Raw genomic sequence first — 21,854 nt, forward strand, 5'->3', positions numbered from 1 at the left:
TCAGTCCTGTTTATCTCGCTAGTGGTATACTAGTGAGATGTTTTCATCAAAAATATGGAAGGAACTCAGATCATGATCAATCAGCAGTACCCCGTAAAAGAATCACGACGCACAGGTATGTTACTAGCAGCAACAGCTGGATTTATTGATTCCTATACCTTTTCAGCCCACGACATGCGTTTTGCTAGTTTTCAGAGTGGTAATTTACTACAGGTTGGTTTAAATATTGCTGGTGGTAAATGGCTACATGCAACAATTTATTTCTGGCCAATCTTTGCATTCCTACTGGGCTCAGCATTTAATCAAGTTTTAAAAGCTTATACCAACAAAACCCTGCGGTCTCATACATTATCTGCATTAATCGTTGAATTTTTTGGCCTCTTATTAGTCGCTAGTTTAGAACTGCAATCCGTTTCAGCAAATATTATTCTGCCAGTATTAGCATTTTTTATGGCCATTCAAGCGGATACATTTAATAAAATTCACGGTATGGCTTATATGACCATTCTGAGTACTGGTAACTTACGTACATTTAGTAGTGGTTTAACGAATTGGCTAATTTATCATGATGAAATGGCCTTTCGTCGTGCGATTCGTGTTGGTCCAGTCATCCTAGCATTTTTCTTTTCAGCAATTTTGGCTTACTTTGCCATTCATTTCTTACACCAAGCAGCACTTTTTGTTGCCCCACTATTTTTACTTGGTGTAATTATTTTGGTCAATCATGAAGAAAAATTTCAAAAAAGTATTGACACATCAAATAACATCCACTAAAATACGGTTTAGTATTTCAGAAAGATAAACAAGTTGATCAGGAAAGTAAATTAACTGTGATTCGCCTAGAGAGACAACATTTGGTGGAAGTTGTTCGAAGACACATTAATTGAAAATGGCCTGTGATTGGCATTAATGAGTAGCAAGTCTATAAATTAATGACGGAATGGTCTACGTTAACAGACACACGAATCGGCAAAGCATCATTTCGCTCACTGCCCGCTCGTTGCTAAGGTCTTAATCAGTAATGATTAAGGTGAAGTAGAATGGTAACACGAGACTCGTTTCTATTAGATTATGTCAATAATCGAGATAGGGACGAGTCTTTTTTTATTCCTATTTTTCTGAAATACAATCAAATTAGGTATTAGTAATTAATAAGGAGAATTAGGATTATGAATAAAGGGTTAAAGATTGGTGCCGTACTAGCAGTTAGTGCATTTGCAGCTGGAACGATTGCCCCAGTTACTGCAAACGCTGCTTCAAAGAAGACTGTGACTGTTGGTATTGTTGGTACAAGTGATAAGAAACTTTGGGATCAAATCAACAAAACAACACAGAAGAAATACAATTTAACAGTGAAGACAAAGGTTTTCACCGACTACAACCAACCAAACAAGGCGGTAGCTGATGGTTCACTTGATTTGAATGCTTTCCAGCACGTTGACTTCTTAAGCAACTGGAACAAGTCAAATGGTCACAAGGTTAAGGCTATTGGTAAGACATTTATCACCCCTATTCGTCTTTACTCAGAGAAGCACAAAGATGTTAAAGACTTCAAGAAGGGTGACACAATTGCTGTTCCTAACGATGCCACTAATGAAGGTCGTGCATTGACTTTGCTACAATCAGCTGGTTTGATTAAATTGAAGAGTGGCGTGTCTGCACCAACGCTTAAAGATATTAAGGTAACAAGCTAAACTTGAACTTTAAAGAAGTTGCTGCTGACCAAGGTCCATCAGCATTGAAGTCTACTGATGGTGCTGTTATTAATACAAACTATGCACAAGAAGCTAAACTTAAGTTAAGTTCAGCAATTTATGTTGAGCCTGTTAACAAGGATTCAAAGCAATGGATCAACGTCATTGCTGCTCGTAAGAGTGATGCCAACAAGAAGGCCTACAAGGAAGTTGTTAAAGCTTACCAAAGCAAGCAAACAAAGCAATACTTGAAGGACACTTGGGGTAAGGCTGAGATTCCAGCATGGGATATCAAATTAAAGTAATTTAAATATAGCCATCCAGGCTGAGATACAAAATGTCTCAGCCTGATACATATCAAGAGTAGGAGAAGAATATGGCTGTCATTTCATTAAAAAATATCAATGTCACTTTTAAACAAAAAAAACGTGAAATCGTTGCGGTTCAAAACGAAACGATTGAAATTGAGAAAGGTGATATTTACGGTATTGTTGGGTATTCAGGTGCTGGTAAATCAACATTAGTACGGACAATCAATTTATTACAACGCCCCACTAGTGGTTCAGTAACCGTTAATGATACCGACATGTTGCAATTATCACCTAAGGAATTACGCGACCAACGTAAAAAAATTGGTATGATTTTTCAACATTTCAATCTAATGAGCGAATTGACCATTTTTGGTAACGTTGCACAACCTTTAAAACATTCCAATTTATCAAAGTCTGAGAAAAAGGCAAAGGTCAACAAGCTACTTAGTTTAGTTGGTCTTGCAGACCGCGCAGAAAATTTTCCCAGTCAATTATCTGGTGGACAAAAGCAACGTGTTGCCATTGCCCGTGCCTTAGCGAATGATCCTGAAATTTTAATTTCTGACGAAGCAACGTCTGCCCTAGATCCAAGAACAACTAATCAAATTTTGGCGTTGTTAAAAAAATTAAATCAAGAATTGGGTCTAACCATTGTCTTAATTACACATGAGATGCAAGCCATCAAAGAGATTGCCCATAAGGTTGCGGTTATGGAAGATGGAAAAATTATTGAACGCGGATCGTTGCTAGAGATTTTTACCAATCCACAACAACAACTAACCAAGGACTTTATCAATACTGCGACTAACCTGGATGAAGCAATTGTTAAAGTTAATGAGTTACTAGAGACACAACCACTGACCGCTGATGAGGAACTTATTCAGATTAGCTATGTTGGTGCTGATACTGCCCAACCACTACTATCAACAATATTTGCTGATTTTGGTGTCACAACAAACATTCTTTATTCAAACATGGAGATACTAACACAAACACCAGTTGGAATTGCCATCGCGATTTTCAAGGGAACTGAGTCACAACGTGCAACTGCCAAAGCAAGCTTCACAGATCATGGTGTTGCAATTACTGAATTACAAGGAGGTGCCCACTAATGATTGAATGGATCAAAGAATACATGCCAAATGCCTATGGACTAGGTTGGTCAGGTGACTATGGCTGGGGCATTGCAATTTGGCAAACCATATACATGACAGCTGGTGCTGCTATAATCGGCGGTATCATTGGTCTCTTATTTGGTATCGGCCTTGTATTAACAGCTGATGATGGCATTGCTCCTAAACGGACGACCTTCCAAATTCTAGACAAAGTCGTTTCGGTTGGTCGTGCCATTCCTTTTATCATCATGGTGGTGGTATTTTCACCATTAACCCAGTTGATTGTCGGAACAACTATCGGGACAACGGCTGCCCTTGTTCCCTTATCACTCGGTGTTTTCCCCTTCTTTGCTCGTCAGGTACAAGTTGCCTTACTTGGTGTCGATAGTGGAAAAGTTGAAGCCGCTCGTTCTTTTGGTGCGACAAACTGGGATATTATTTCAGACGTCTATCTACGCGAAGGTCGTGCTGAATTGATTCGTGTTTCAACAGTGACCCTCATTAGTTTGGTAGGCTTAACTGCCATGGCCGGTGCTATCGGTGCTGGTGGACTTGGTACAACAGCTATTGTTACTGGTTATCAACGTTTCCAAAATGATGTGATGTGGTTAGCAACAATTATTATCTTGCTATTTATTGTTCTTATCCAATTTGTGGGTGATTTGTTAGCCAAACATGCTCGTCATAATTAATATATAAAAAAGTTGGGACAATTTCTTTTGTCCCAACTTTTTTATATATTAATTATCATCATGAAAGTTTGATAGCATAAACGCGTTCCAAAAGTCTGAAGCCTCAATGTAACGCAATTTACGCCATTCCTGTCCTTCGCTTTGCTTCGGCCAAAAATGACGCAAAATACGTTACACACCGGCTTCAAAACGACTTTTGTCTCGCTCTCTTTTTTATATTTTAGAAATCAAATCGCATAATAATTTTTTCCAGGTTTACGCGTTTTCTCGACGATGACAAAGTTACCAACTTGTTGTCGGATACGCACTGTATCACCTAAATTTAAATCAATACCCCGATACTGGAAATGACGACCGTTAATAAGAAGTCGATCCAACGTGAAGTTACTTGGTGTTAGATGTATCGTCATGCCAGTTGTATTCACGTTACGTTTTTGTTGCATTTTTCGTCCCCCCGAACTGATCTTTCTTTTAGTATATACTAGCATCGTCAGCCCGTAAATCATTTATCATTCATCTTGTTCATTTTTGCACAAATCACATCATTCTGCAAACTTATCATTAACCTTAACCTCATTTTGGAATTATAATAGATGTGAAAGCGTATACCATCTATTAATTTTGTTCAGTCATTTTTACTAAGAAGGTGAACGATATGCAGACAGATTTTAATTTAGATGAAATACTGAAAAGTAATGCTGATCAAGTATTAGGCCTCCTACTTGCCAGTACTAATGGCTTAAATAATGATGATGTCAAACAACGTCAAGAGCAGTATGGTCCAAACGTTCTTGAAAAAGCACATCAAACGCCACTAATTATGTCATTTTTACAAAATTTCACAAGTATGATGGCAATCTTACTTTGGATTGCTGGGGGCATTGCCTTTATTGCTGGGTTAACAGAATTAGGAATTGCCATTTGGCTCGTTAATCTGATCAACGGTGTTTTCAGTTTTTGGCAAGAGTTTCAAGCTGGTAAAGCAACTGCAGCATTAAATAAATTAATGACCACAGAAACTTTAGTCCTAAGAAACGGCCAACAAAAAATGATACCCACTGATCAGCTGGTCCCCGGTGATATCGTTATTTTAAATGAAGGTGATCGCGTACCAGCTGATATTCGACTCCTAGCTGCATCAGGTATGCGTGTTGATCAGTCTACCCTAACTGGGGAAGTTAATCCCGTTTCAAAAAATACCGACATTGCAACAGATATTTCGAATCATGCTGCTGTGCACAACATGATTTATATGGGGACCTCACTCATGCAAGGTCATGGTCGCGGTGTTGTCGTGACAACTGGTATGAATACAGAGTTTGGCAAGATTGCTCGATTAACACAAACTGTGCATGAGAAACTTAGCCCATTACAAAAAGAATTAAATATTTTAACAAAGCAACTCTCACTACTAGCAGTTGGTATTGGTATCATATTTTTCTTCTGTGCTGTCTTTTTTGTTCACTATCCAGTTGTTGCTTCATTTATTTTTGCTTTAGGTATGATCGTCGCCTTCATTCCAGAAGGCCTACTTCCTACGGTAACCTTATCCTTAGCAGGCGCTGTTTCAAATATGGCTCGTGAACATGCATTAATTAAAAAGCTGGCCAGCGTCGAAACCCTTGGTTCTGCAACGGTCATTTGTTCCGACAAAACCGGAACACTCACGCAAAACGCGATGACTATCGCTCACCTCTGGACTAGCGTAGACTCATACCATGTTACTGGTGAAGGTTATCAACCGAATGGTAAAATATTCAAAGGCGGAACCGCCATAAAAGGTAGTGACGAACCCGTTTTAAGAGAACTTTTGCTGGGTGGCTTGTTAACTGATAATGCAATGATTAAAGAAAATGCTGATCACACTTTTCAAATCATTGGTGATCCGACCGAGGCTTGTTTAGAGGTCGTTGCCCAAAAAGGTGGTTTAAATATTAAAGACCTCCGTCAAAGCTACCAAAAAGTTGATGAATTACCTTTTAGTTCTAACCGTAAGATGATGACCGTCAAAGTACAGTCTAATCAATCAGAAACATTTAATGTCTACAGTAAAGGTGCCCCAAATAAAGTTTTGGATCACTGTACAACTTATCTCACTACAGATAAGCAGATCAAGCCCTTAACTGACAATATTCGTCAAAAAATAATGGCAGCTAATGATGGCTATGCTTCCCAAGCTCTTCGTGTATTAGCTGTTGCTGGTCGACAATTTGACGATGCCGATGATTTTAAAACTGCCGAACAAAACATGACTTTTATTGGTTTATCTGCTATGTTTGATCCGCCAAGAAATCAAGTCATTGAAGCAATTGCCGACTGTCATCGTGCCCACATTAAGGTTATTATGATTACTGGTGATAATGGTATCACTGCTGAATCAATTGCACGTAAAATTGGGATTGTATCACATAATGGCCAGATGCGCGTTGTAACAGGTAGCGAGTTAACTACCCTGTCCGATAAAGAATTGAAAGATGCCTTAAAAGGAGATGTCCTATTTGCTCGCATGGCTTCGGAGCAAAAATATCGTATCATTGCTTGTTTACAAGATATGGGTCACGTTGTTGCTGTAACCGGTGACGGTGTTAATGATGCACCGGCACTAAAACGTGCTGATATTGGTATTGCGATGGGAAGATCTGGAACAGATGTTGCTAAAGAAGCGGCTGATGTCATTTTAACAGATGATAATTTTGCTTCAATTGTGGCCGCAATTAAAGCTGGTCGTGGTGTATACAGTAATATTCGTAAATTTTTGCTATATATTTTAAGTTCAAATGTACCCGAAGCATTTCCATCGATTCTATTTCTATTAAGTGGTGGTAAAATCCCACTGGCATTAACCGTGATGCAAATTTTGTTAATTGATTTAGGAACTGATATGATTCCCGCACTAGGTTTGGGTCGCGAACCAACAGAACCAACAGTTATGTCACAACCACCAAGAAAAAAGACTGAACATCTAATTACCAAAAATACGATTCTAAAAGCTTTTGCTTGGTATGGTGCTTTAAGTTCAATTTTGTCTGCAAGTGCATTCTTTTTTAGTAATTACTTAAACGGGCATAGTTTAAATGCTTTAGCCGCTACTGGCTTTGACTATCATCAAGCAACGACGTTAACATTAGGCACCATTATCTTCTGTCAGATGGCGGTCGTACTAAATTGTCGTTATGATTTAAACTCGCTATTTTATCCGCACCATAATTTCTGGTCAAATGGACTAGTCTATGCGGGTATAATCTTTGAAGCATTACTATTTATTGCTGTATGCTATGTACCACTGTTACAATCTGTTTTCGGGACCACACCACTAATCCTACGTGATTGGCTCTATTTGATTCTATTACCCGTGCCATTAATCTTATTGAATGAGTTACGAAAGTATTTCCTACGTAAAAAGCAGGTGGCTTAAAACAAACGACGCCTTTACATTTAAAAGCGCGAGGCATAGCAAGCCATTATAGACTAGAAGGGGCATAAATTTACCTATTTAAATTTGGTAAATTTATGCCAATTTTAAACGTGTTCCAAAAAAGAAACCGATGGTAACACTCCCTTTTTCGTGTATCATGGATATTTATTTCCAGTATTATGCTATAACCAGTCTTGATGCAATTTAAAATAACTGCCCCGAATGGTACCGGCAAGCTTTGAACGTTGATGAGCAAATTTAAACTTGTCTTGCAGTTCATCAGGAACTGCCATGCCCTCGCACAATTTAATACCAACAGCTCGTTTTGGATTCTCGATATTCTTCTCGTATAAGACGTTAATAATCATACCATTATCAAAAATAAAATCTGGCCAATAAAGTTTGTCATCTTCATAGATAGCCACTTCAATAATTTTAGCTTGAAAGGCGATTTCTCGTTCATCCATCAAAATTTTATTGAGCCAAGCAATTTCTTTTTGCATTTCAGAAGCCGGATAAGTTGTATAGATAAACTTGTATTTATTCCAAAAATAACGAGCCTCGTTTGCACGTAAACCAGCCAATTCTTTGGCGAAAGGCACCCCCTCTAAACCAACTGTCTCGACATTTTTAAAGTCAACTTCATAACCCATGACACGTCCTCTTTTCACTTTAATCATCCATGTATCATGCATTACATTATATGCCCTATCCAAATAACTGTATATAAAAAAGTGCACAAAAAAACCTCACACGTTACAGGTGCGACATAAATGCCATTCAACCTAGACTTGGCCATTGCCATCATCTTAGCAGTTTATACCTTATAACATGAGAGATCTCATTGTGTTTATTAATTAACCAATGAAATTAGTCAACCAATTCCAAGATAACCATTGGAGCAGCGTCTCCACGACGTTGAGTAGTCTTCAAAATGCGAGTGTAACCACCGGCACGACCCTCAAAGCGAGGTGCAACATCGTTAAATAAGTGTTGCAAAGCTGTTTCAACTTGAACTTTGTTATCATCAGTTGTCTTTACGTCTGCAATGACGTTACGCAAGAAAGCAGCTGCCTTACGGCGTGATGATAAATCACCATGCTTACCCAACGTAATCATCTTGTCAGCAGTACGACGAACTTCCTTAGCACGAGCTTCAGTCGTTGTGATACGACCATTGATCAATAGATCAGTAGTCAAATCACGTAACAAAGCCTTACGTTGTGCACTGGTACGTCCCAACTTACGGTATCCCATGAGTGTGTCCTCCTTTTCTTGGTATTCTATCGTTTAATCTAATCTTCCTTGCGGAACCCTAAACCGAGCAGTTTAAGCTTGTCCTGGATTTCGTCAAGTGATTTCCGACCGAGGTTACGAACAGACATCATTTGCGTCTCCGTACGCTCAGTTAACTCTTGTACAGAGTTAATCCCGGCCCTTTTGAGACAATTATAAGAACGAACAGACAAATCCAATTCTTCAATTGGTGTATCTGCATGTTTCGTTGTTGGTTCTTCTTCCTTGTCTGCCATCACTTGTGCAGTAATTGCACGTTCAGACATATCAATAAAAGCGTTCAAATGATCAGACATAATACGAGCAGCCAATGAAACAGCTTCAGTAGCTGTTAATGAGCCGTCAGTCCAAACATCCAAAGTCAACTTATCAAAGTCATCACGTTGACCAACACGAGTGTTTTCAACTTGATAGTTTACGCGTTCGATTGGGGTAAAGATTGAATCAATTGCTAGAACGCCAATAGGCATTTCATCATGCAATTCCTTATTCTGGTCCCCTGAAACATAACCACGACCACGAACTGCAGTCAAAGTCATGTGCAAGGTAGCCCCAGCCGCAACAGTAGCAATGTGAAGATCTCCATTTAAGATCTCGACATCACTATCACCAGCTATGTCACCGGCCGTCACATCAGCGGGACCGGTTACGTTAACTTCGAGTGTTTTTTCATCATCACTGTCGATGCGCATTGAAACCTTTTTAAGGTTTAAAATGATTTGCGTAACGTCTTCAACGACACCTTCGACCGTTGAAAACTCATGCAAAACGCCATCAATCTGTACTGAATTGATTGCCGCACCAGGCAATGAAGACAACAATACACGGCGTAGTGAGTTACCCAAAGTAGTTCCGTAACCACGTTCAAGCGGCTCAACCACAAACTTACCGTAATTGCTATCCTCTTCAACCAGCATAATCTTAGGATTTTCGAATTCAAGCATACTGTTTGTTACCCCTTTCAAAGCATGTTGTGCACTATTTGCAACTGGCAATTAGACACGACGACGCTTTGGTGGACGTGAACCGTTGTGAGGTACTGGAGTAACATCCTTAATTGATGAAACATCCAAACCTGCAGCGGCTAACGAACGGATAGCAGCCTCACGACCTGAACCAGGTCCCTTAACAGTTACCTCAACAGTCTTCATGCCATTTTCCATTGCACTCTTAGCAGCAGCTTCAGCAGCCATTTGAGCAGCAAATGGTGTTGACTTACGGCTACCCTTGAAACCAAGTGCTCCAGCTGATGACCAAGCAACAGCGTTACCTTGAACGTCGGTGATCATTACGATCGTGTTGTTAAATGTTGCGTGGATGTGTGCTACACCAGACTCAATATTCTTACGAACACGACGCTTACGATTATTACGACCTGCCATAATCAAGTTATCTCCTTTCCAATTAGTTTAAAATTACTTCTTCTTACCAGCAATTGAAACAGCTGGGCCCTTACGCGTACGAGCATTGTTTTTCGTGTGTTGTCCACGAACTGGCAATCCCTTACGGTGACGGATACCACGGTATGAGTTAATTTCTTGCAAAGCCTTAATGCTCATTGAAACTTCACGACGCAAGTCACCTTCTACCTTAATACCATCAACGACGGCACGGATAGCGTCTTCTTGGTCTGGAGTTAAGTCACGAACACGGACATCTTCAGAAACCTTTGCTTCTGCCAAAACTTTTTGTGCAGTAGAATTACCGATTCCATATACATATGTTAATGCGATCACGATACGCTTATCGCGAGGCAAATCAACACCAGCAATACGAGCCATTACGATTACCTCCTTTTTCTATATAATAAATAAATTTTTTAAACGTCAGTAAGGATTACTTACCTTGACGTTGCTTGTGCTTTGGGTTTGCAGAGCAAATCACCATTACACGACCATTACGCTTGACAACCTTGCAGCTGTCGCACATACGCTTAACTGATGGACGAACCTTCATGATATTTACCTCCTTGAATTTTTTGTACGATTTGCTTACTTGAACCGGTATGTAATACGGCCCTTCGTCAAATCATATGGCGACATCTCAACTGTTACACGATCACCAGGTAAAATACGAATGAAATTCTTCCGAATCTTACCAGAAACGTGTGCTAAGATGTCTGCGCCGTTTTCCAGTTCAACGGTAAACATGGCATTAGGTAAAGTTTCCTTTACCACACCAGAAATTTCAATAACATCACTGGCCACGTTGCTGCCTCCTTAGTTGTGACATTGGAGAACGTAACAAGTTATTATAACACAATAGATTCACCTTGAACAGTAAAATCTGCGCTATAATTAGCCGTTCTTCAAACTATCAAGTAACTTCTTTACATCTGCGAACACGACATCCAGCTCACGTGCACCATCAATCTTGTGTAAAATACCTTTTTCAGCATAATACTCAGCAATTGGCTCAGTAAGCTTTCCATTAACGTCTAAGCGATTCTTAATCACTTCAGGCGTGTCATCTGCACGTCCACGGGCCATCATACGATCAACTAGCACTTCAGTATCAGCAGTAAAGTAAATAACAGCGTCCAATGAACGATTTTCCTTACTTAACATATCTTCCAATGCATGTGCTTGCTCCAAATTACGAGGGAATCCATCTAAGATAAATCCTGGCTTCGTATCTTCTTCAGCTAAGCGTTCTGCAACGATACCATTAGTAACTTCATCAGGGACCAAGTCACCAGCATCCATGAAAGACTTTGCCTTCAAACCAAGTTCAGTTTCGTTGGCCATTGCCGCACGGAACATATCACCCGTACTGATGTGTGGCAAGTTGTACTTCTCTACGATTTTTGCAGCCTGGGTACCTTTACCAACACCTGGCAAACCCAACAACATGATGTTCAAACTCATTTTGCTACGACTCCTTCTCGAATAAATCCAACATACTGCCGCTTCATCATCAATCCTTCAAGTTGGCGAATCAGGTCAATTGCCACACCAATGACAATCAAGATTGACGTTCCTGACATAGCAAGGTTACTATCCAACCCAAAGACATGTGTCGCTAGGATTGGTGCTAAAGCGACAAATCCTAGGAACAGAGCGCCGACTACTGACAAACGCATCAGCAGACCTGACATCCACTTTTCAGTTGATGGACCAGGCCAGACGCCCACAATATAACTACCTTGCTTCTGTAAGTTTTCCTGGACCTTTTCAGGGTTAACCTGAACAAAGGCGTAGAAGAACGTAAACAAGACAATCAATAGTGTGTATACAATACCACCTTGCATCGTTTGAATTGAAAGGTATTGCATAACTGTATTATACCAACCTGCGTCCGCAAACTTGCTGGCAAAAGCCTGCAAAATTGTTTGTGGCGTCACCAATAATGATGACGCAAAGATAACGGGAATCACACCTGCAATATTAATACGTAATGGTAGGTAAGAAGAACTTCCTGATCCCACTGAACGACGTGTATATTGCATCGGAACCTTTCGAATTGCTTGGTTAAACCAGGTAACGAAAGCAATGACTACCACAAAGATAATCATGATACCTACGAAGAATGCCCACCCACGCGCTGGGTCGTCACCTTGTAGAATGTGTTCCTTGAATAATTGGTAAATACCTGCTGGCAAACGCGCAATTATACCAGCAAAAATCAACATTGAAACACCTTGTCCAAGACCACGTTCAGTAATCATTTCACCTAACCAGACTGATAACATTGTACCAGCTGTCAAGATAAATCCGATTAATAAGTAAGTCTCGGTGTTTGGTGTTTTCACCAAGTTAACTTGGCTCAGTTGATTAAATCCAGCTGTTATACCAATTGATTGGACAAACGCTAGGACAATGGTCAACCACCGGGTCACTTGGTTCAACTTACGTCGTCCAACTTCCCCTTGTTTCGACCATTCAACAAATCGTGGCACAATATCCATTTGTAGGAGCTGTACCACGATTTGTGCAGTAACGTATGGTGAAACTCCCATTGCAAATAATGAGTAATTTGTAAGTCCACCACCGCTAAACATATTCAAAATGCTGCCGAGCCCAGAATTTGCTACCTCTGTCAGTGCTGCCGTGTTAATACCCGGCACAGTAATGTAGGCACCTAATCGGTAAACAATTAGAATCCATAAAGTGAAAAATAATTTCTTACGAATATCTTTTTCTTTTAATGAATTGAGCACGGTTTTCAGCATTAGATCACCTCAGCTTTACCACCAGCAGCTTCGATCGCTGCGGTTGCTGCTGCTGAGAACTTGTTAGCCTTAACAGTCAATGACTTTTCTAGTTGACCATTAGCCAAGATCTTAACGCCGTTCAACTCGTTCTTAACAATACCAGCTTCAACCAACAAGGCTGGTGAAACTTCAGTACCGTTATCGAAGCGGTTCAACACATCAAGGTTGACGACAGCATACTCCTTACGGTTAATGTTCGTGAAACCACGCTTTGGCATACGACGGAACAATGGCATTTGTCCACCTTCGAATCCTAGACGTGTCTTACCACGAGCCTTTTGACCTTTTTGACCACGACCTGCAGTCTTACCATTACCTGATGACTCACCACGTCCAACACGGTTGCGGACGTTACGTGAACCTTCAGCTACTTGGAGTTCATTTAGCTTCATTAGGGTTTTACCTCCTTCAATGCAATCTAATTATTAAGCTCTTACTTAACTACTTCAACAGTAACCAAGTGAGCAATCTTGAACACTGCACCACGCGTTGCTGCGTTGTCAGGCAATACAACTGATGATTGCACCTTGTTCAATCCAAGGGCCTTCACAATTGCACGTTGCTTTGGCAAACGGTGGGCAGCACTCTTTACAAGAGTAATTTTAACTTGTTCAGCCATGTTCTGCCTCCTTAATCTGCCAAGTGCTCTAATGAGACCTGACGCAATTCAGCAACTTCTTCAGCGTTCTTCAATGAGTTGATTGCATCGAAAGTTGCGCGTACAACGTTAATTGGCGTAGCTGATCCCAATGACTTTGCAGTCACGTCGGCAACTCCTGCCAATTCCAAAACGGCACGAGCAGCACCACCAGCTGCTACTCCAGATCCTTCAACGGCGGGCTTCAATAAGATGCGACCACCTGCGTAGACACCCAATGTAGAGTGAGGAAGGGTTGTACCAACAGTAGGTACACTAATAATGTTACGCTTTGCATCTTCAGCAGCCTTACGGATTGCCTCAGGAACTTCTTGCGCCTTACCAGTACCAAAACCAACATGTCCGTCACGGTCACCAACTACTACCAAAGCAGCGAAACGCAAACGGCGTCCACCTTTAACAACCTTGGTAACACGGTTGATGGCTACAACGTTTTCTTCAAGCTCACCGAGCTTATTTGCATCGATAAATGCCATGTTTTCTTTCCTCCTTCCCTTAGAACTTCAAGCCAGCTTCGCGAGCTGCTTCAGCCAAAGCTTGTACACGACCATGGTACAAGTAACCACCACGGTCAAATACTACAACTTCAACATTAGCTGCTTTCGCGCGCTCTGCGATCAAAGCACCAACTTTAGCTGCCTGTTCTGTCTTTGGAGCAGTCTCAATTGACTTATCCAATGTTGAGGCACTAGCAAGCGTCACACCCGCTACGTCATCAATTAATTGCGCGTAGATGTTCTTGTTAGAACGGTAAACGTTCAAGCGTGGGCGCTCAGCAGTACCAGAAATCTTGCCACGAACGCGAGTGTGTCGGTGTTGACGCACTTTGTTCTTGTCTGACTTCGTAATCATGTTCGTAACCTCTTTTTTATTATTCGAAAGATATACTCATAAGTAAATCGTAACGTTGCTTACGATTTTAAGCACAAAGCTTAAGTTTACTTACCAGTCTTACCTTCCTTACGTGCAACGTATTCACCTTCGTAACGAATACCCTTACCCTTGTATGGTTCAGGTGCGCGTACGGCGCGGATTTCAGCAGCGAAATCACCAACAAATTGCTTGCTGATTCCTTCAACTGTAATCGTTGTTGAGTCAGGAACTTCAACAGTTAATCCTTCACGAGCTTCAAATTCTACTGGGTGTGAGTAACCAACATTCAAAACAAGCTTGTCGCCTTGCTTTGAAGCACGGTATCCAACACCGACTAGCTTCAAGGTCTTCTTGAAACCATTTGAAACACCCTCGACCATGTTGTTAACAATGGCACGAGTAGTTCCGTGAAGTGCCTTCATGCGTCCATCATCTGATGGGCGAGTGAATGAAACCTCAGTTCCATCAACAGTCAAATTGATTTCGTGAGCAACCGAACGTGATAACTCACCTTTAGGTCCCTTAACAGTAACAACATCACCTTCGCGTGCTACTTCAACACCAGCAGGCAATGTTATGGCCTTATTACCAATACGACTCATTGGTTGACACCTCCTTGTTTAAATTTTATTTTTACCAGACGTAAGCCAATACCTCGCCACCAATTTTCTTGGCGCGAGCTTCTTTATCGGTGATAACACCTTCAGAAGTTGAGATGATTGCAATTCCCAAACCGTTCAATACCTTAGGTACATCATCTGACTTAACGTATGTACGCAAACCAGGCTTTGAAATACGCTTCAAACCTGTGATTACGCGAGTCTTGTCAGCAGAGTACTTAAGGAAAACACGGATGACACCTTGCTTGTCATCTTCAATGTATTCAACGTCACGAACAAAGCCTTCACTCTTTAAGATCTCGGCGATGTCCTTCTTGATCTTTGATGCAGGTACTTCAACTGAGTCGTGGCGAACCATGTTCGCATTACGAATGCGAGTCAAGAAATCTGCAATTGGGTCAGTCATTGACATTGATATTTGCCTCCTATTATTAATTACTGTAAATCAGTATTGATTACTTTGAGAAAGGCATACCCATTTGAGTAAGCAATTCACGAGCTTCTTCGTCAGTGTTTGCAGTCGTTACAAGAACGATATCCAAACCACGAACACGATTAACCTTATCATAATCGATTTCTGGGAAAATAAGTTGTTCACGTACTCCCAATGTGTAGTTTCCACGGCCATCAAAAGCCTTTGGTGAAACTCCACGGAAGTCACGAACACGTGGCAATGACACGTTGATCAACTTATCTAAGAAGTCGTACATACGCTCACCACGCAAAGTAACCTTTGTACCGATTGCCATACCCTCACGCAAACGGAAGCCAGCGATTGACTTCTTTGCACGAGTGATAACTGGCTTTTGACCAGCAATCAATTCCAATTCAGCAACAGCTTCATCCAAGTTCTTTGAGTTTGAAACAGCGTCACCAACACCCATGTTAAGCACGATCTTTTCGATCTTAGGTGCTTGCATGATTGATGAGTACTCAAACTTCTCAACCAATGAAGGTGTAACTTCATTGACGTACTTTTCTTTTAAGCGATTTGCCATGATAATGATTTCCTCCTTTCACCTAGAAAATTATGCCAAAGTCTTTCCAGACTTCTTAGCGAAACGTACCTTCTTACCATCTTCAACTTTGTAACCAACTTTTGTTGGTTCGTTAGTAGAAGGGTCAAGCAATTGTACGTTTGAAACGTGGATTGGAGCTTCAAGCTCAACAATTCCACCTTGTGGGTATTGGTTATTAGGCTTTTGGTGCTTCTTAACCATATTGACACCTTCAACAACGACACGGTCTTGTGATGAAATAGTCTTTACAACTACGCCTTCCTTACCCTTGTCCTTGCCGGCGATAACCTTAACCTTGTCACCAGTCTTCACAAACATGCGAGGCTTCCTCCTTGATTTAATGATGGTAATTACAATACTTCAGGTGCCAATGACACAATACGCATGTAATCATTGTCACGCAACTCACGCGCAACAGGTCCGAAGATACGAGTACCTACAGGACTCTTGTCATCTTTAACGATGACAGCAGCGTTTTCATCGAAACTGATGTATGAACCATCAGTACGGTGAGTACTAGCAGCAGTACGAACGATAACGGCTTTAACAACGTCACCCTTCTTAACATTTCCACCAGGAATAGCTTGCTTAACAGTTGCAACGATCATGTCACCGATTCCAGCGAACTTACGACCAGATCCACCCAATACCTTGATAGTCAAGATTTCGCGTGCACCTGAGTTATCAGCAACCTTTAAACGACTTTCTTGTTGAATCACGATTTTGTCCTCCTTCCGTTATTGGTAAGATTCGAGATTAAACGATTAGATAATAACGGCCTTCTCGACGATTTCTACCAAACGGAAGCGCTTTGTAGCTGATGTTGGACGTGTCTCCATGATACGTACCAAATCACCTGTCTTAGCTTCGTTGTTCTCATCGTGAGCCTTAAACTTCTTCGTGTACTTAACACGCTTACCATAAACTGGGTGATTCTTGTAAGTGTTAATGGCAACGGTAATTGTCTTATCCATCTTATCTGAAACCACGCGGCCTTGGTAAACCTTACGTGTGTTACGAGCTTCAGTCATAACGAACGGTCTCCTCTCTTAGTCTACTTGTTCAATTCTTGTTGACGAATGACCGTCTTGATACGGGCAATTTGCTTGCGTACTTCTGACAATCGAGCCGTGTTCTCAAGTTGACCTGTAGCTAATTGGAAACGCAAGTTGAATAACTCTTCCTTGTAGCTCTTTTCCTTGGCAACCAGCTCAGCTTGGCTGAGACCCTTGATTTCGTTTTGTTGATCCTTGATCTTCATTATTCACCCTCCACTTGACGAGCCAAGATCTTAGTCTTGACTGGCAACTTGTTAGATGCAAGACGCAAGGCTTCGCGGGCAACCTCTTCAGGAACACCGGCAACTTCAAATAATACCTTGCCGCGCTTTACAGGTGCTACCCAGCCTTCTGGGGTACCTTTTCCGTTACCCATACGAACACCAACACCCTTTGAAGTGTATGACAAGTGTGGAAAAATCTTAATCCATACTTTACCACCACGCTTCATGTAACGCGTCATAGCAATACGAGCAGCCTCGATTTGACGGTTTGTAATCCAGTGTGACTCAGTAGCTTGTAAACCGAAATCTCCGAAAGCTACTGTTTTACCACCTTTAGCCTCACCACGCATCTTACCGCGGTGTGGTCGACGGTACTTTACACGCTTTGGAACTAGCATGTTACTCGCCTCCTTGCTTCTTTACTGACTTTTTCTCTGGCAAGATATCACCACGGTAAATCCAAGTCTTAACTCCGATTTGACCGTAAGTAGTAGTTGCCTCATCCCATGAGTAGTCAATGTCTGCACGCAATGTGTGCAAAGGCACTGTACCCTCAGTATATTGCTCAACACGAGCCATATCTGCACCGTTCAAACGTCCAGAAACTTGCGTCTTGATACCTTTAGCACCAGCACGCATTGCACGTTGGATAGCACTACGCATTGCACGACGGAAAGCCACACGGCGAACCAAATCTGCTGCAATTTGTGAGCCTACCAAGTGGGCGTCCAAATCAGGCTTCTTGATCTCAATGATGTTGATGTGAACACGTTCACCCTTGGCAACAAGCTTTGCAAGCTCGTTACGCAATGCATCAACTTCAGATCCACCTTTACCAATAACCATACCTGGCTTAGCAGTGTGGATTGAGATATTTACACGGTTAGCAGTACGTTCAATTTCAACACGTGAAACTGATGCTTCAGCCAACTTAGCTTCGATGTACTCACGCAACTTTAAATCTTCGTGCAAAGTTGTTGCGAAGTCCTTCTTGTTTGCGTACCATTTTGCATCCCAGTCGCGGATGATGCCGACACGCATACCAGTTGGGTTAATTTTGTGACCCATGACTCAATCCTCCTTACTTTTCTTTTACCACAATAGTAATGTGGCTTGTACGCTTGTTGATTGGTGAAGCTGATCCTTTAGCACGTGGACGGAAACGCTTTAGCGTTGGTCCTTCGTTTGCAAAGGCTTCAGCAACTACCAAATCTTCGCGATCTAATGAGAAGTTGTTCTCAGCATTTGCTACTGCTGAGTTCAACACTTTATATACATCTTCTGAGCTGTGGTTTGGCAAGAATTGCAAAATTGCAAATGCCTCTGCCACAGACTTACCACGAACTTGGTCAAGCACTAGGCGGACCTTACGTGGAGCGACACGAACGATCTTGGCCGTGGCGCGTGCTGACGTGATTTGTTCAGCCATTGTATTGTCCTCCTAATTACTTACGCTTAGTTGCTTTGTCGTCTGCTGCGTGTCCGCGGAACGTACGCGTAGGAACGAACTCTCCAAGCTTGTGACCAACCATGTCTTCTTGTACCAAAACTGGCATGTGCTTACGACCATCGTAAACTGCAAAAGTCAATCCAATGAAGCTTGGGAAAATCGTTGAGCGACGTGACCATGTCTTGATGACGGTATGCTTGTCTGAAGCATTAGCTTCTTCGACCTTCTTCAACAAAGAAGCATCAGCAAATGGCCCCTTCTTTAGGCTACGACCCATTTTGAGGTCCTCCTCTCGTTTTTTAAAAACTTATAATAGCTGGATGCTATGTTTTACTTGTTCTTACGACCACGAACGATAAACTTCGTTGAACGAGCCTTAGCGTTACGTGTCTTCTTACCAGCTGTCTTCTTACCCCATGGTGACAATGGTGATGGACGTCCGATAGGAGCCTTTCCTTCACCACCTCCGTGAGGGTGATCGTTAGGGTTCATTACAGATCCACGAACGTGTGGACGTTGACCCTTCCAACGACGGCGACCAGCCTTACCCCAGTTGATCAATGAGTGTTGTTCATTTCCAACAACTCCAACTGTGGCACGGTTAACTGCCAAGATCATACGAACTTCACCAGATTGTAGGCGAACTAGAACGTACTTTCCTTCTTTACCTAGCACTTGAGCTGAGGCTCCGGCTGAACGGACAAGTTGTCCACCATGACCAGGCTTTAGCTCAATGTTGTGAATTTGAGTTCCATCAGGAATCTTTGCTAATGGTAGGGCGTTACCTACCTTAATATCAGCATCTACTCCAGATTGAACTGTCATACCAACTTCCAAGCCCTTAGGTGCCAAGATATATGCCTTAGTACCATCAGTGTATTGTAGCAAAGCGATGTTTGCAGTACGGTTAGGATCGTATTCGATCGCAACAACCTTAGCTGGTACATCATCCTTGGTACGCTTGAAGTCGATAATACGGTATTGGCGCTTGTGTCCACCACCACGATGGCGTACAGTCATGTGACCGTATGAATTACGAGCACCAGTGTTTGACTTTGATTCCAACAAGCTCTTTTCAGGCGTCGTCTTAGTGATTTCAGAAAAATCTGAAGACGTCATGTTACGACGACCGTTAGAGGTTGGCTTGTACTTCTTGATAGCCACGCTAATTTCCTCCTAATTAGTTTTCGTTGAACAATTGAATGTCCTTTGAAGCTTCTGACAACGTAACCGTTGCCTTCTTACGCTTCTTAGTGTAACCAGCAAAGCGTCCTTGACGCTTTAACTTACCACGTACGTTAGCTGTGTTGATCTTTTCAACCTTAACGTCAAAAATTTCTTCAACAGCACGCTTAATTTGTGGCTTAGTGGCGCGAACATCAACTTCAAACGTGTAACGCTTTTCATCCAAAACGCTCATCGTTTGTTCAGTGATGACCGGGCGCAAAATGATATCGCGTGCGTCCATTATGCCAAAACCTCCTCAACTTGTGCCAAAGCTGATTGAACTACAATCAACTTATCGTTGTTGATTACGTCAAGCACGTTAACACCCTTAGCAGTCATAACAGTCACGTTTTCTAAGTTACGTGCTGCTAGTGCTGCATTAGCATTATCATCGTCCAAGACAACCAACGTCTTTTCATTTACGTTTAAGTTGTTCAAAACTGCCTTGAATTCCTTAGTCTTTGGTGCGTCGAATGACAATGCATCAACAACAACCAATGAAGAATCCAAAACCTTTTGTGACAACACTGACTTCAATGCCAAACGGTAAGCCTTCTTAGGCATCTTGTAGGCATATGAACGTGGTGTAGGTCCGAAGACAATTCCACCGCCACGCCATTGTGGTGAACGGATTGAACCTTGACGGGCACGACCCGTACCCTTTTGACGCCAAGGCTTCTTTCCACCACCAGAAACCGCTGAACGGTTCTTTACAGCATGAGTTCCTTGACGCATTGAAGCGCGTTGCATCAATACGGCATCCGTAATGACATTGTTGTTTGGCTCAACACCGAATACTGAATCATTCAATTCAATATCACCGGCATTTGAACCGTCTTGCTTAAACAAAGCAACCTTAGTCATGTTAATTTCCTCCCTTCGTCCTTATTACTTAGCTTTTTTTGAGTACTTAACAGTAACAAGTGACTTGTTGGCACCAGGAACATTACCCTTAACCAAGATCACGTTATTTTCTACATCAACGCGAACAACTTGCAAGTTTTGTACAGTACGCTTATGGTTACCCATGCGTCCAGGCAACTTCTTACCCTTGAAGACGCGGTTAATAATGGCACCCAATGAACCAGGACGACGGTGGTAACGAGAACCGTGAGCCATAGGTCCACGAGCTTGGCCATCCTTCTTGATGTTACCTTGGTAACCATGACCCTTCGTAATTCCAGTTACGTCAACAGCTTCACCAGCGGCGAAGATATCAACCTTAACTTCATCCCCAACATTGAATTCTCCCTCAGCATCGCGGATTTCACGAATGTAGCGCTTAGGGGTCGTGTTTGCTTTGGCAACGTGACCTTGCTCAGGTTTGTTGCTCAAAACTTGGCGCTTATCTTGGTAACCCAATTGAAGTGCGCTATAACCATCATTTTCCAAAGTCTTAACTTGAAGAACAACGTTTGGCGTAGCTTCAATAACTGTTACAGGGATAAGTTCACCAGTCTCAGTGAATACCTGAGTCATGCCGACTTTGCGGCCTAAGATACCCTTAGTAGTCATGACTATCTCCTTTTCAAATAGTAAATCTAATTTTTAGTTAGTTAAATGCATAACCAGGCAAGTTAATCATCTATATTTTAAGCTATAAGAATTACAACTTAATTTCGATATCAACACCACTTGGCAATTCCAACTTTGACAATGCATCGACTGTCTTAGCAGTTGGCTTCATGATGTCAATCAAACGCTTGTGAGTACGCAATTCGAATTGCTCACGTGCATCCTTGTGCTTGTGAGGTGAGCTCAAAACTGTGTAAATCGTACGTTCTGTTGGTAATGGAATAGGACCTGAAATTTCAGCACCTGTACGCTTTGCCGTTTCAACGATCTTTTCAGCTGATGAATCCAAGATCTTGTGCTCGTAAGCCTTTAAGCGGATACGAATCTTCTTATTTGCCATGATATAAATTCTCCCTTCGTCCATATTGGAATATGAAACTAACTCCGTGGAAACTACCGACACGCCCCACAAGG

The 21,854-nt window shown here is 41.8% G+C and carries 34 protein-coding genes, 1 pseudogene and 1 other annotated feature; of the genes and pseudogenes, 5 read left to right on the forward strand and 30 right to left on the reverse strand.

Annotated features, from left to right (window positions below; translation table 11 throughout):
- Positions 1-72: 72 nt before the first annotated feature.
- The 4 genes and pseudogenes from ACQ4QH_RS08380 (at position 73) to ACQ4QH_RS08395 (ending at position 3,812) form a co-directional block, all read left to right on the forward strand.
- A complete protein-coding gene (locus tag ACQ4QH_RS08380) occupies positions 73-774 on the forward strand; it encodes a YoaK family protein (RefSeq protein ID WP_439818517.1) in 702 nt (233 codons plus the stop codon).
- Positions 775-798: 24 nt separating this feature from the next.
- Positions 799-1,066: a binding site (T-box leader), on the forward strand.
- Between the two features lie 103 nt (positions 1,067-1,169).
- Positions 1,170-1,999 (forward strand): annotated as a pseudogene (locus ACQ4QH_RS08385) (MetQ/NlpA family ABC transporter substrate-binding protein).
- A gap of 71 nt (positions 2,000-2,070) precedes the next feature.
- On the forward strand, positions 2,071-3,117 hold the full coding sequence (locus ACQ4QH_RS08390; protein ID WP_439818518.1) for a methionine ABC transporter ATP-binding protein: 1,047 nt from the start codon (positions 2,071-2,073) through the stop codon (positions 3,115-3,117).
- Positions 3,117-3,812, forward strand: coding sequence for a methionine ABC transporter permease (locus ACQ4QH_RS08395; protein ID WP_439818519.1), 696 nt, complete (start codon positions 3,117-3,119; stop codon positions 3,810-3,812). Before ACQ4QH_RS08390 ends, ACQ4QH_RS08395 begins: the two co-directional genes overlap by 1 nt.
- A 227-nt stretch (positions 3,813-4,039) precedes the next feature.
- Here the strand turns inward: ACQ4QH_RS08395 and ACQ4QH_RS08400 are convergent, their stop codons facing one another.
- Positions 4,040-4,255, reverse strand: coding sequence for a hypothetical protein (locus ACQ4QH_RS08400; RefSeq protein ID WP_330155266.1), 216 nt, complete (start codon positions 4,253-4,255; stop codon positions 4,040-4,042).
- Positions 4,256-4,467: 212 nt separating this feature from the next.
- On the opposite strand from ACQ4QH_RS08400, the gene ACQ4QH_RS08405 reads away from it, so the two are divergent.
- On the forward strand, positions 4,468-7,227 hold the full coding sequence (locus tag ACQ4QH_RS08405) for a cation-translocating P-type ATPase (protein WP_439818520.1): 2,760 nt from the start codon (positions 4,468-4,470) through the stop codon (positions 7,225-7,227).
- A 182-nt stretch (positions 7,228-7,409) separates the two neighbouring features.
- Here ACQ4QH_RS08405 and ACQ4QH_RS08410 read toward each other — a convergent pair whose 3' ends face one another.
- The 29 genes from ACQ4QH_RS08410 to rpsJ form a co-directional block, all read right to left on the reverse strand.
- The gene (locus ACQ4QH_RS08410; protein WP_439818521.1) at positions 7,410-7,880 is read right to left on the reverse strand and encodes a phage tail protein; all 471 of its coding nucleotides are present in this window, start codon (positions 7,878-7,880) and stop codon (positions 7,410-7,412) included.
- A gap of 217 nt (positions 7,881-8,097) precedes the next feature.
- The gene (gene rplQ / locus ACQ4QH_RS08415; RefSeq protein WP_002827959.1) at positions 8,098-8,484 is read right to left on the reverse strand and encodes a 50S ribosomal protein L17; all 387 of its coding nucleotides are present in this window, start codon (positions 8,482-8,484) and stop codon (positions 8,098-8,100) included.
- 38 nt (positions 8,485-8,522) lie between these two features.
- Positions 8,523-9,467 (reverse strand): DNA-directed RNA polymerase subunit alpha, encoded by a 945-nt coding sequence (locus ACQ4QH_RS08420; protein WP_040760533.1) that lies wholly within the window; start codon positions 9,465-9,467, stop codon positions 8,523-8,525.
- A gap of 51 nt (positions 9,468-9,518) precedes the next feature.
- Positions 9,519-9,905 (reverse strand): 30S ribosomal protein S11, encoded by a 387-nt coding sequence (rpsK, locus tag ACQ4QH_RS08425; RefSeq protein WP_002827963.1) that lies wholly within the window; start codon positions 9,903-9,905, stop codon positions 9,519-9,521.
- A 33-nt stretch (positions 9,906-9,938) separates the two neighbouring features.
- Positions 9,939-10,304: a 30S ribosomal protein S13 gene (rpsM, locus tag ACQ4QH_RS08430; protein ID WP_002827965.1), complete on the reverse strand. Its 366-nt coding sequence runs from the start codon at positions 10,302-10,304 to the stop codon at positions 9,939-9,941.
- Positions 10,305-10,359: 55 nt separating this feature from the next.
- Positions 10,360-10,479: a 50S ribosomal protein L36 gene (rpmJ, locus tag ACQ4QH_RS08435; protein ID WP_040760535.1), complete on the reverse strand. Its 120-nt coding sequence runs from the start codon at positions 10,477-10,479 to the stop codon at positions 10,360-10,362.
- Between the two features lie 35 nt (positions 10,480-10,514).
- The gene (gene infA, locus ACQ4QH_RS08440; protein ID WP_002827967.1) at positions 10,515-10,730 is read right to left on the reverse strand and encodes a translation initiation factor IF-1; all 216 of its coding nucleotides are present in this window, start codon (positions 10,728-10,730) and stop codon (positions 10,515-10,517) included.
- A gap of 90 nt (positions 10,731-10,820) precedes the next feature.
- Complete coding sequence (locus ACQ4QH_RS08445) at positions 10,821-11,390, reverse strand: adenylate kinase (protein ID WP_439818522.1); 570 nt, start codon at positions 11,388-11,390, stop codon at positions 10,821-10,823.
- Positions 11,387-12,694 (reverse strand): preprotein translocase subunit SecY, encoded by a 1,308-nt coding sequence (gene secY / locus ACQ4QH_RS08450; protein WP_002827969.1) that lies wholly within the window; start codon positions 12,692-12,694, stop codon positions 11,387-11,389. Before secY ends, ACQ4QH_RS08445 begins: the two co-directional genes overlap by 4 nt.
- The gene (rplO, locus tag ACQ4QH_RS08455; RefSeq protein WP_002827971.1) at positions 12,694-13,128 is read right to left on the reverse strand and encodes a 50S ribosomal protein L15; all 435 of its coding nucleotides are present in this window, start codon (positions 13,126-13,128) and stop codon (positions 12,694-12,696) included. The genes secY and rplO overlap by 1 nt, the downstream gene beginning before the upstream one ends.
- A gap of 41 nt (positions 13,129-13,169) precedes the next feature.
- A complete protein-coding gene (gene rpmD, locus ACQ4QH_RS08460; RefSeq protein WP_002827972.1) occupies positions 13,170-13,355 on the reverse strand; it encodes a 50S ribosomal protein L30 in 186 nt (61 codons plus the stop codon).
- A gap of 11 nt (positions 13,356-13,366) precedes the next feature.
- Positions 13,367-13,870, reverse strand: a complete 504-nt coding sequence (gene rpsE, locus ACQ4QH_RS08465; protein ID WP_002827973.1) for a 30S ribosomal protein S5 — start codon at positions 13,868-13,870, stop codon at positions 13,367-13,369.
- Between the two features lie 19 nt (positions 13,871-13,889).
- Positions 13,890-14,246, reverse strand: a complete 357-nt coding sequence (gene rplR, locus ACQ4QH_RS08470; RefSeq protein WP_002827974.1) for a 50S ribosomal protein L18 — start codon at positions 14,244-14,246, stop codon at positions 13,890-13,892.
- An 86-nt stretch (positions 14,247-14,332) separates the two neighbouring features.
- A complete protein-coding gene (rplF, locus tag ACQ4QH_RS08475; protein ID WP_002827975.1) occupies positions 14,333-14,869 on the reverse strand; it encodes a 50S ribosomal protein L6 in 537 nt (178 codons plus the stop codon).
- 31 nt (positions 14,870-14,900) lie between these two features.
- Positions 14,901-15,299: a 30S ribosomal protein S8 gene (gene rpsH / locus ACQ4QH_RS08480; protein ID WP_002827976.1), complete on the reverse strand. Its 399-nt coding sequence runs from the start codon at positions 15,297-15,299 to the stop codon at positions 14,901-14,903.
- A gap of 43 nt (positions 15,300-15,342) precedes the next feature.
- Positions 15,343-15,885 (reverse strand): 50S ribosomal protein L5, encoded by a 543-nt coding sequence (gene rplE, locus ACQ4QH_RS08485; protein ID WP_002827977.1) that lies wholly within the window; start codon positions 15,883-15,885, stop codon positions 15,343-15,345.
- 30 nt (positions 15,886-15,915) lie between these two features.
- Positions 15,916-16,224, reverse strand: coding sequence for a 50S ribosomal protein L24 (gene rplX, locus ACQ4QH_RS08490; RefSeq protein WP_002827978.1), 309 nt, complete (start codon positions 16,222-16,224; stop codon positions 15,916-15,918).
- A gap of 32 nt (positions 16,225-16,256) precedes the next feature.
- Positions 16,257-16,625, reverse strand: a complete 369-nt coding sequence (rplN, locus tag ACQ4QH_RS08495) for a 50S ribosomal protein L14 (protein ID WP_074426788.1) — start codon at positions 16,623-16,625, stop codon at positions 16,257-16,259.
- A 45-nt stretch (positions 16,626-16,670) separates the two neighbouring features.
- Complete coding sequence (rpsQ, locus tag ACQ4QH_RS08500) at positions 16,671-16,937, reverse strand: 30S ribosomal protein S17 (RefSeq protein ID WP_002827980.1); 267 nt, start codon at positions 16,935-16,937, stop codon at positions 16,671-16,673.
- A gap of 23 nt (positions 16,938-16,960) precedes the next feature.
- A complete protein-coding gene (gene rpmC / locus ACQ4QH_RS08505; RefSeq protein WP_002827981.1) occupies positions 16,961-17,167 on the reverse strand; it encodes a 50S ribosomal protein L29 in 207 nt (68 codons plus the stop codon).
- Positions 17,167-17,586 carry a 50S ribosomal protein L16 gene (gene rplP / locus ACQ4QH_RS08510; RefSeq protein ID WP_002827982.1) on the reverse strand — a complete coding sequence of 140 codons (420 nt, stop codon included), beginning with the start codon at positions 17,584-17,586 and terminating at the stop codon, positions 17,167-17,169. Before rplP ends, rpmC begins: the two co-directional genes overlap by 1 nt.
- A gap of 1 nt (position 17,587) precedes the next feature.
- On the reverse strand, positions 17,588-18,256 hold the full coding sequence (gene rpsC, locus ACQ4QH_RS08515) for a 30S ribosomal protein S3 (RefSeq protein WP_002827983.1): 669 nt from the start codon (positions 18,254-18,256) through the stop codon (positions 17,588-17,590).
- A 13-nt stretch (positions 18,257-18,269) separates the two neighbouring features.
- Entirely contained in the window at positions 18,270-18,617 is a 348-nt protein-coding gene (gene rplV / locus ACQ4QH_RS08520; RefSeq protein ID WP_002827984.1) for a 50S ribosomal protein L22, read from the reverse strand.
- Between the two features lie 16 nt (positions 18,618-18,633).
- Positions 18,634-18,915 (reverse strand): 30S ribosomal protein S19, encoded by a 282-nt coding sequence (rpsS, locus tag ACQ4QH_RS08525; RefSeq protein WP_002827985.1) that lies wholly within the window; start codon positions 18,913-18,915, stop codon positions 18,634-18,636.
- Positions 18,916-18,968: 53 nt separating this feature from the next.
- Positions 18,969-19,802 (reverse strand): 50S ribosomal protein L2, encoded by an 834-nt coding sequence (rplB, locus tag ACQ4QH_RS08530; RefSeq protein WP_002827986.1) that lies wholly within the window; start codon positions 19,800-19,802, stop codon positions 18,969-18,971.
- A gap of 16 nt (positions 19,803-19,818) precedes the next feature.
- Positions 19,819-20,106, reverse strand: coding sequence for a 50S ribosomal protein L23 (gene rplW / locus ACQ4QH_RS08535; protein WP_002827988.1), 288 nt, complete (start codon positions 20,104-20,106; stop codon positions 19,819-19,821).
- A complete protein-coding gene (gene rplD, locus ACQ4QH_RS08540) occupies positions 20,106-20,729 on the reverse strand; it encodes a 50S ribosomal protein L4 (protein ID WP_002827989.1) in 624 nt (207 codons plus the stop codon). Before rplD ends, rplW begins: the two co-directional genes overlap by 1 nt.
- A gap of 24 nt (positions 20,730-20,753) precedes the next feature.
- Positions 20,754-21,380 (reverse strand): 50S ribosomal protein L3, encoded by a 627-nt coding sequence (gene rplC, locus ACQ4QH_RS08545; RefSeq protein ID WP_002827990.1) that lies wholly within the window; start codon positions 21,378-21,380, stop codon positions 20,754-20,756.
- Positions 21,381-21,471: 91 nt separating this feature from the next.
- On the reverse strand, positions 21,472-21,780 hold the full coding sequence (gene rpsJ / locus ACQ4QH_RS08550) for a 30S ribosomal protein S10 (RefSeq protein WP_040760539.1): 309 nt from the start codon (positions 21,778-21,780) through the stop codon (positions 21,472-21,474).
- Positions 21,781-21,854: the final 74 nt, after the last annotated feature.

Source organism: Weissella paramesenteroides, assembly GCF_051903945.1.
GTDB lineage: Bacteria > Bacillota > Bacilli > Lactobacillales > Lactobacillaceae > Weissella > Weissella paramesenteroides_A.

Excerpts from the sequence above, each read along its gene's own strand:
- rpsE (WP_002827973.1), bottom strand. The coding sequence starts at position 13,870 with ATGGCATTTATCGATGCAAATAAGCTCGGTGAGCTTGAAGAAAACGTT.
- ACQ4QH_RS08445 (WP_439818522.1), bottom strand. The coding sequence starts at position 11,390 with ATGAGTTTGAACATCATGTTGTTGGGTTTGCCAGGTGTTGGTAAAGGT.
- rpsH (WP_002827976.1), bottom strand. The coding sequence starts at position 15,299 with ATGTCAATGACTGACCCAATTGCAGATTTCTTGACTCGCATTCGTAAT.
- rpsM (WP_002827965.1), bottom strand. The coding sequence starts at position 10,304 with ATGGCTCGTATTGCTGGTGTTGATTTGCCTCGCGATAAGCGTATCGTG.
- rplP (WP_002827982.1), bottom strand. The coding sequence starts at position 17,586 with ATGCTAGTTCCAAAGCGTGTAAAGTACCGTCGACCACACCGCGGTAAG.
- rplX (WP_002827978.1), bottom strand. The coding sequence starts at position 16,224 with ATGTTTGTGAAGACTGGTGACAAGGTTAAGGTTATCGCCGGCAAGGAC.
- rpmJ (WP_040760535.1), bottom strand. The coding sequence starts at position 10,479 with ATGAAGGTTCGTCCATCAGTTAAGCGTATGTGCGACAGCTGCAAGGTT.
- secY (WP_002827969.1), bottom strand. The coding sequence starts at position 12,694 with ATGCTGAAAACCGTGCTCAATTCATTAAAAGAAAAAGATATTCGTAAG.
- rpsK (WP_002827963.1), bottom strand. The coding sequence starts at position 9,905 with ATGGCAGGTCGTAATAATCGTAAGCGTCGTGTTCGTAAGAATATTGAG.
- rplQ (WP_002827959.1), bottom strand. The coding sequence starts at position 8,484 with ATGGGATACCGTAAGTTGGGACGTACCAGTGCACAACGTAAGGCTTTG.
- rpsQ (WP_002827980.1), bottom strand. The coding sequence starts at position 16,937 with ATGACTGAAGCTCGTAACACACGTAAGGTTTACCAAGGCCGCGTGGTT.
- rpsC (WP_002827983.1), bottom strand. The coding sequence starts at position 18,256 with ATGGGTCACAAAATTAACCCAACTGGTATGCGTGTCGGCATCATCCGC.
- rplO (WP_002827971.1), bottom strand. The coding sequence starts at position 13,128 with ATGAAGCTAAATGAACTCCAAGTAGCTGAAGGTTCACGTAACGTCCGC.
- ACQ4QH_RS08420 (WP_040760533.1), bottom strand. The coding sequence starts at position 9,467 with ATGCTTGAATTCGAAAATCCTAAGATTATGCTGGTTGAAGAGGATAGC.
- rpmC (WP_002827981.1), bottom strand. The coding sequence starts at position 17,167 with ATGAAGATCAAGGATCAACAAAACGAAATCAAGGGTCTCAGCCAAGCT.
- ACQ4QH_RS08400 (WP_330155266.1), bottom strand. The coding sequence starts at position 4,255 with ATGCAACAAAAACGTAACGTGAATACAACTGGCATGACGATACATCTA.
- ACQ4QH_RS08410 (WP_439818521.1), bottom strand. The coding sequence starts at position 7,880 with ATGGGTTATGAAGTTGACTTTAAAAATGTCGAGACAGTTGGTTTAGAG.
- ACQ4QH_RS08395 (WP_439818519.1), top strand. The coding sequence starts at position 3,117 with ATGATTGAATGGATCAAAGAATACATGCCAAATGCCTATGGACTAGGT.
- rplC (WP_002827990.1), bottom strand. The coding sequence starts at position 21,380 with ATGACTACTAAGGGTATCTTAGGCCGCAAAGTCGGCATGACTCAGGTA.
- ACQ4QH_RS08390 (WP_439818518.1), top strand. The coding sequence starts at position 2,071 with ATGGCTGTCATTTCATTAAAAAATATCAATGTCACTTTTAAACAAAAA.
- ACQ4QH_RS08380 (WP_439818517.1), top strand. The coding sequence starts at position 73 with ATGATCAATCAGCAGTACCCCGTAAAAGAATCACGACGCACAGGTATG.
- ACQ4QH_RS08405 (WP_439818520.1), top strand. The coding sequence starts at position 4,468 with ATGCAGACAGATTTTAATTTAGATGAAATACTGAAAAGTAATGCTGAT.
- rplD (WP_002827989.1), bottom strand. The coding sequence starts at position 20,729 with ATGACTAAGGTTGCTTTGTTTAAGCAAGACGGTTCAAATGCCGGTGAT.
- rpsS (WP_002827985.1), bottom strand. The coding sequence starts at position 18,915 with ATGGGTCGTAGCCTAAAGAAGGGGCCATTTGCTGATGCTTCTTTGTTG.
- rpsJ (WP_040760539.1), bottom strand. The coding sequence starts at position 21,780 with ATGGCAAATAAGAAGATTCGTATCCGCTTAAAGGCTTACGAGCACAAG.
- rpmD (WP_002827972.1), bottom strand. The coding sequence starts at position 13,355 with ATGGCTGAACAAGTTAAAATTACTCTTGTAAAGAGTGCTGCCCACCGT.
- rplF (WP_002827975.1), bottom strand. The coding sequence starts at position 14,869 with ATGAGTCGTATTGGTAATAAGGCCATAACATTGCCTGCTGGTGTTGAA.
- rplR (WP_002827974.1), bottom strand. The coding sequence starts at position 14,246 with ATGATTACGAAGTCAGACAAGAACAAAGTGCGTCAACACCGACACACT.
- rplV (WP_002827984.1), bottom strand. The coding sequence starts at position 18,617 with ATGGCTGAACAAATCACGTCAGCACGCGCCACGGCCAAGATCGTTCGT.
- rplE (WP_002827977.1), bottom strand. The coding sequence starts at position 15,885 with ATGGCAAATCGCTTAAAAGAAAAGTACGTCAATGAAGTTACACCTTCA.
- rplW (WP_002827988.1), bottom strand. The coding sequence starts at position 20,106 with ATGGACGCACGCGATATCATTTTGCGCCCGGTCATCACTGAACAAACG.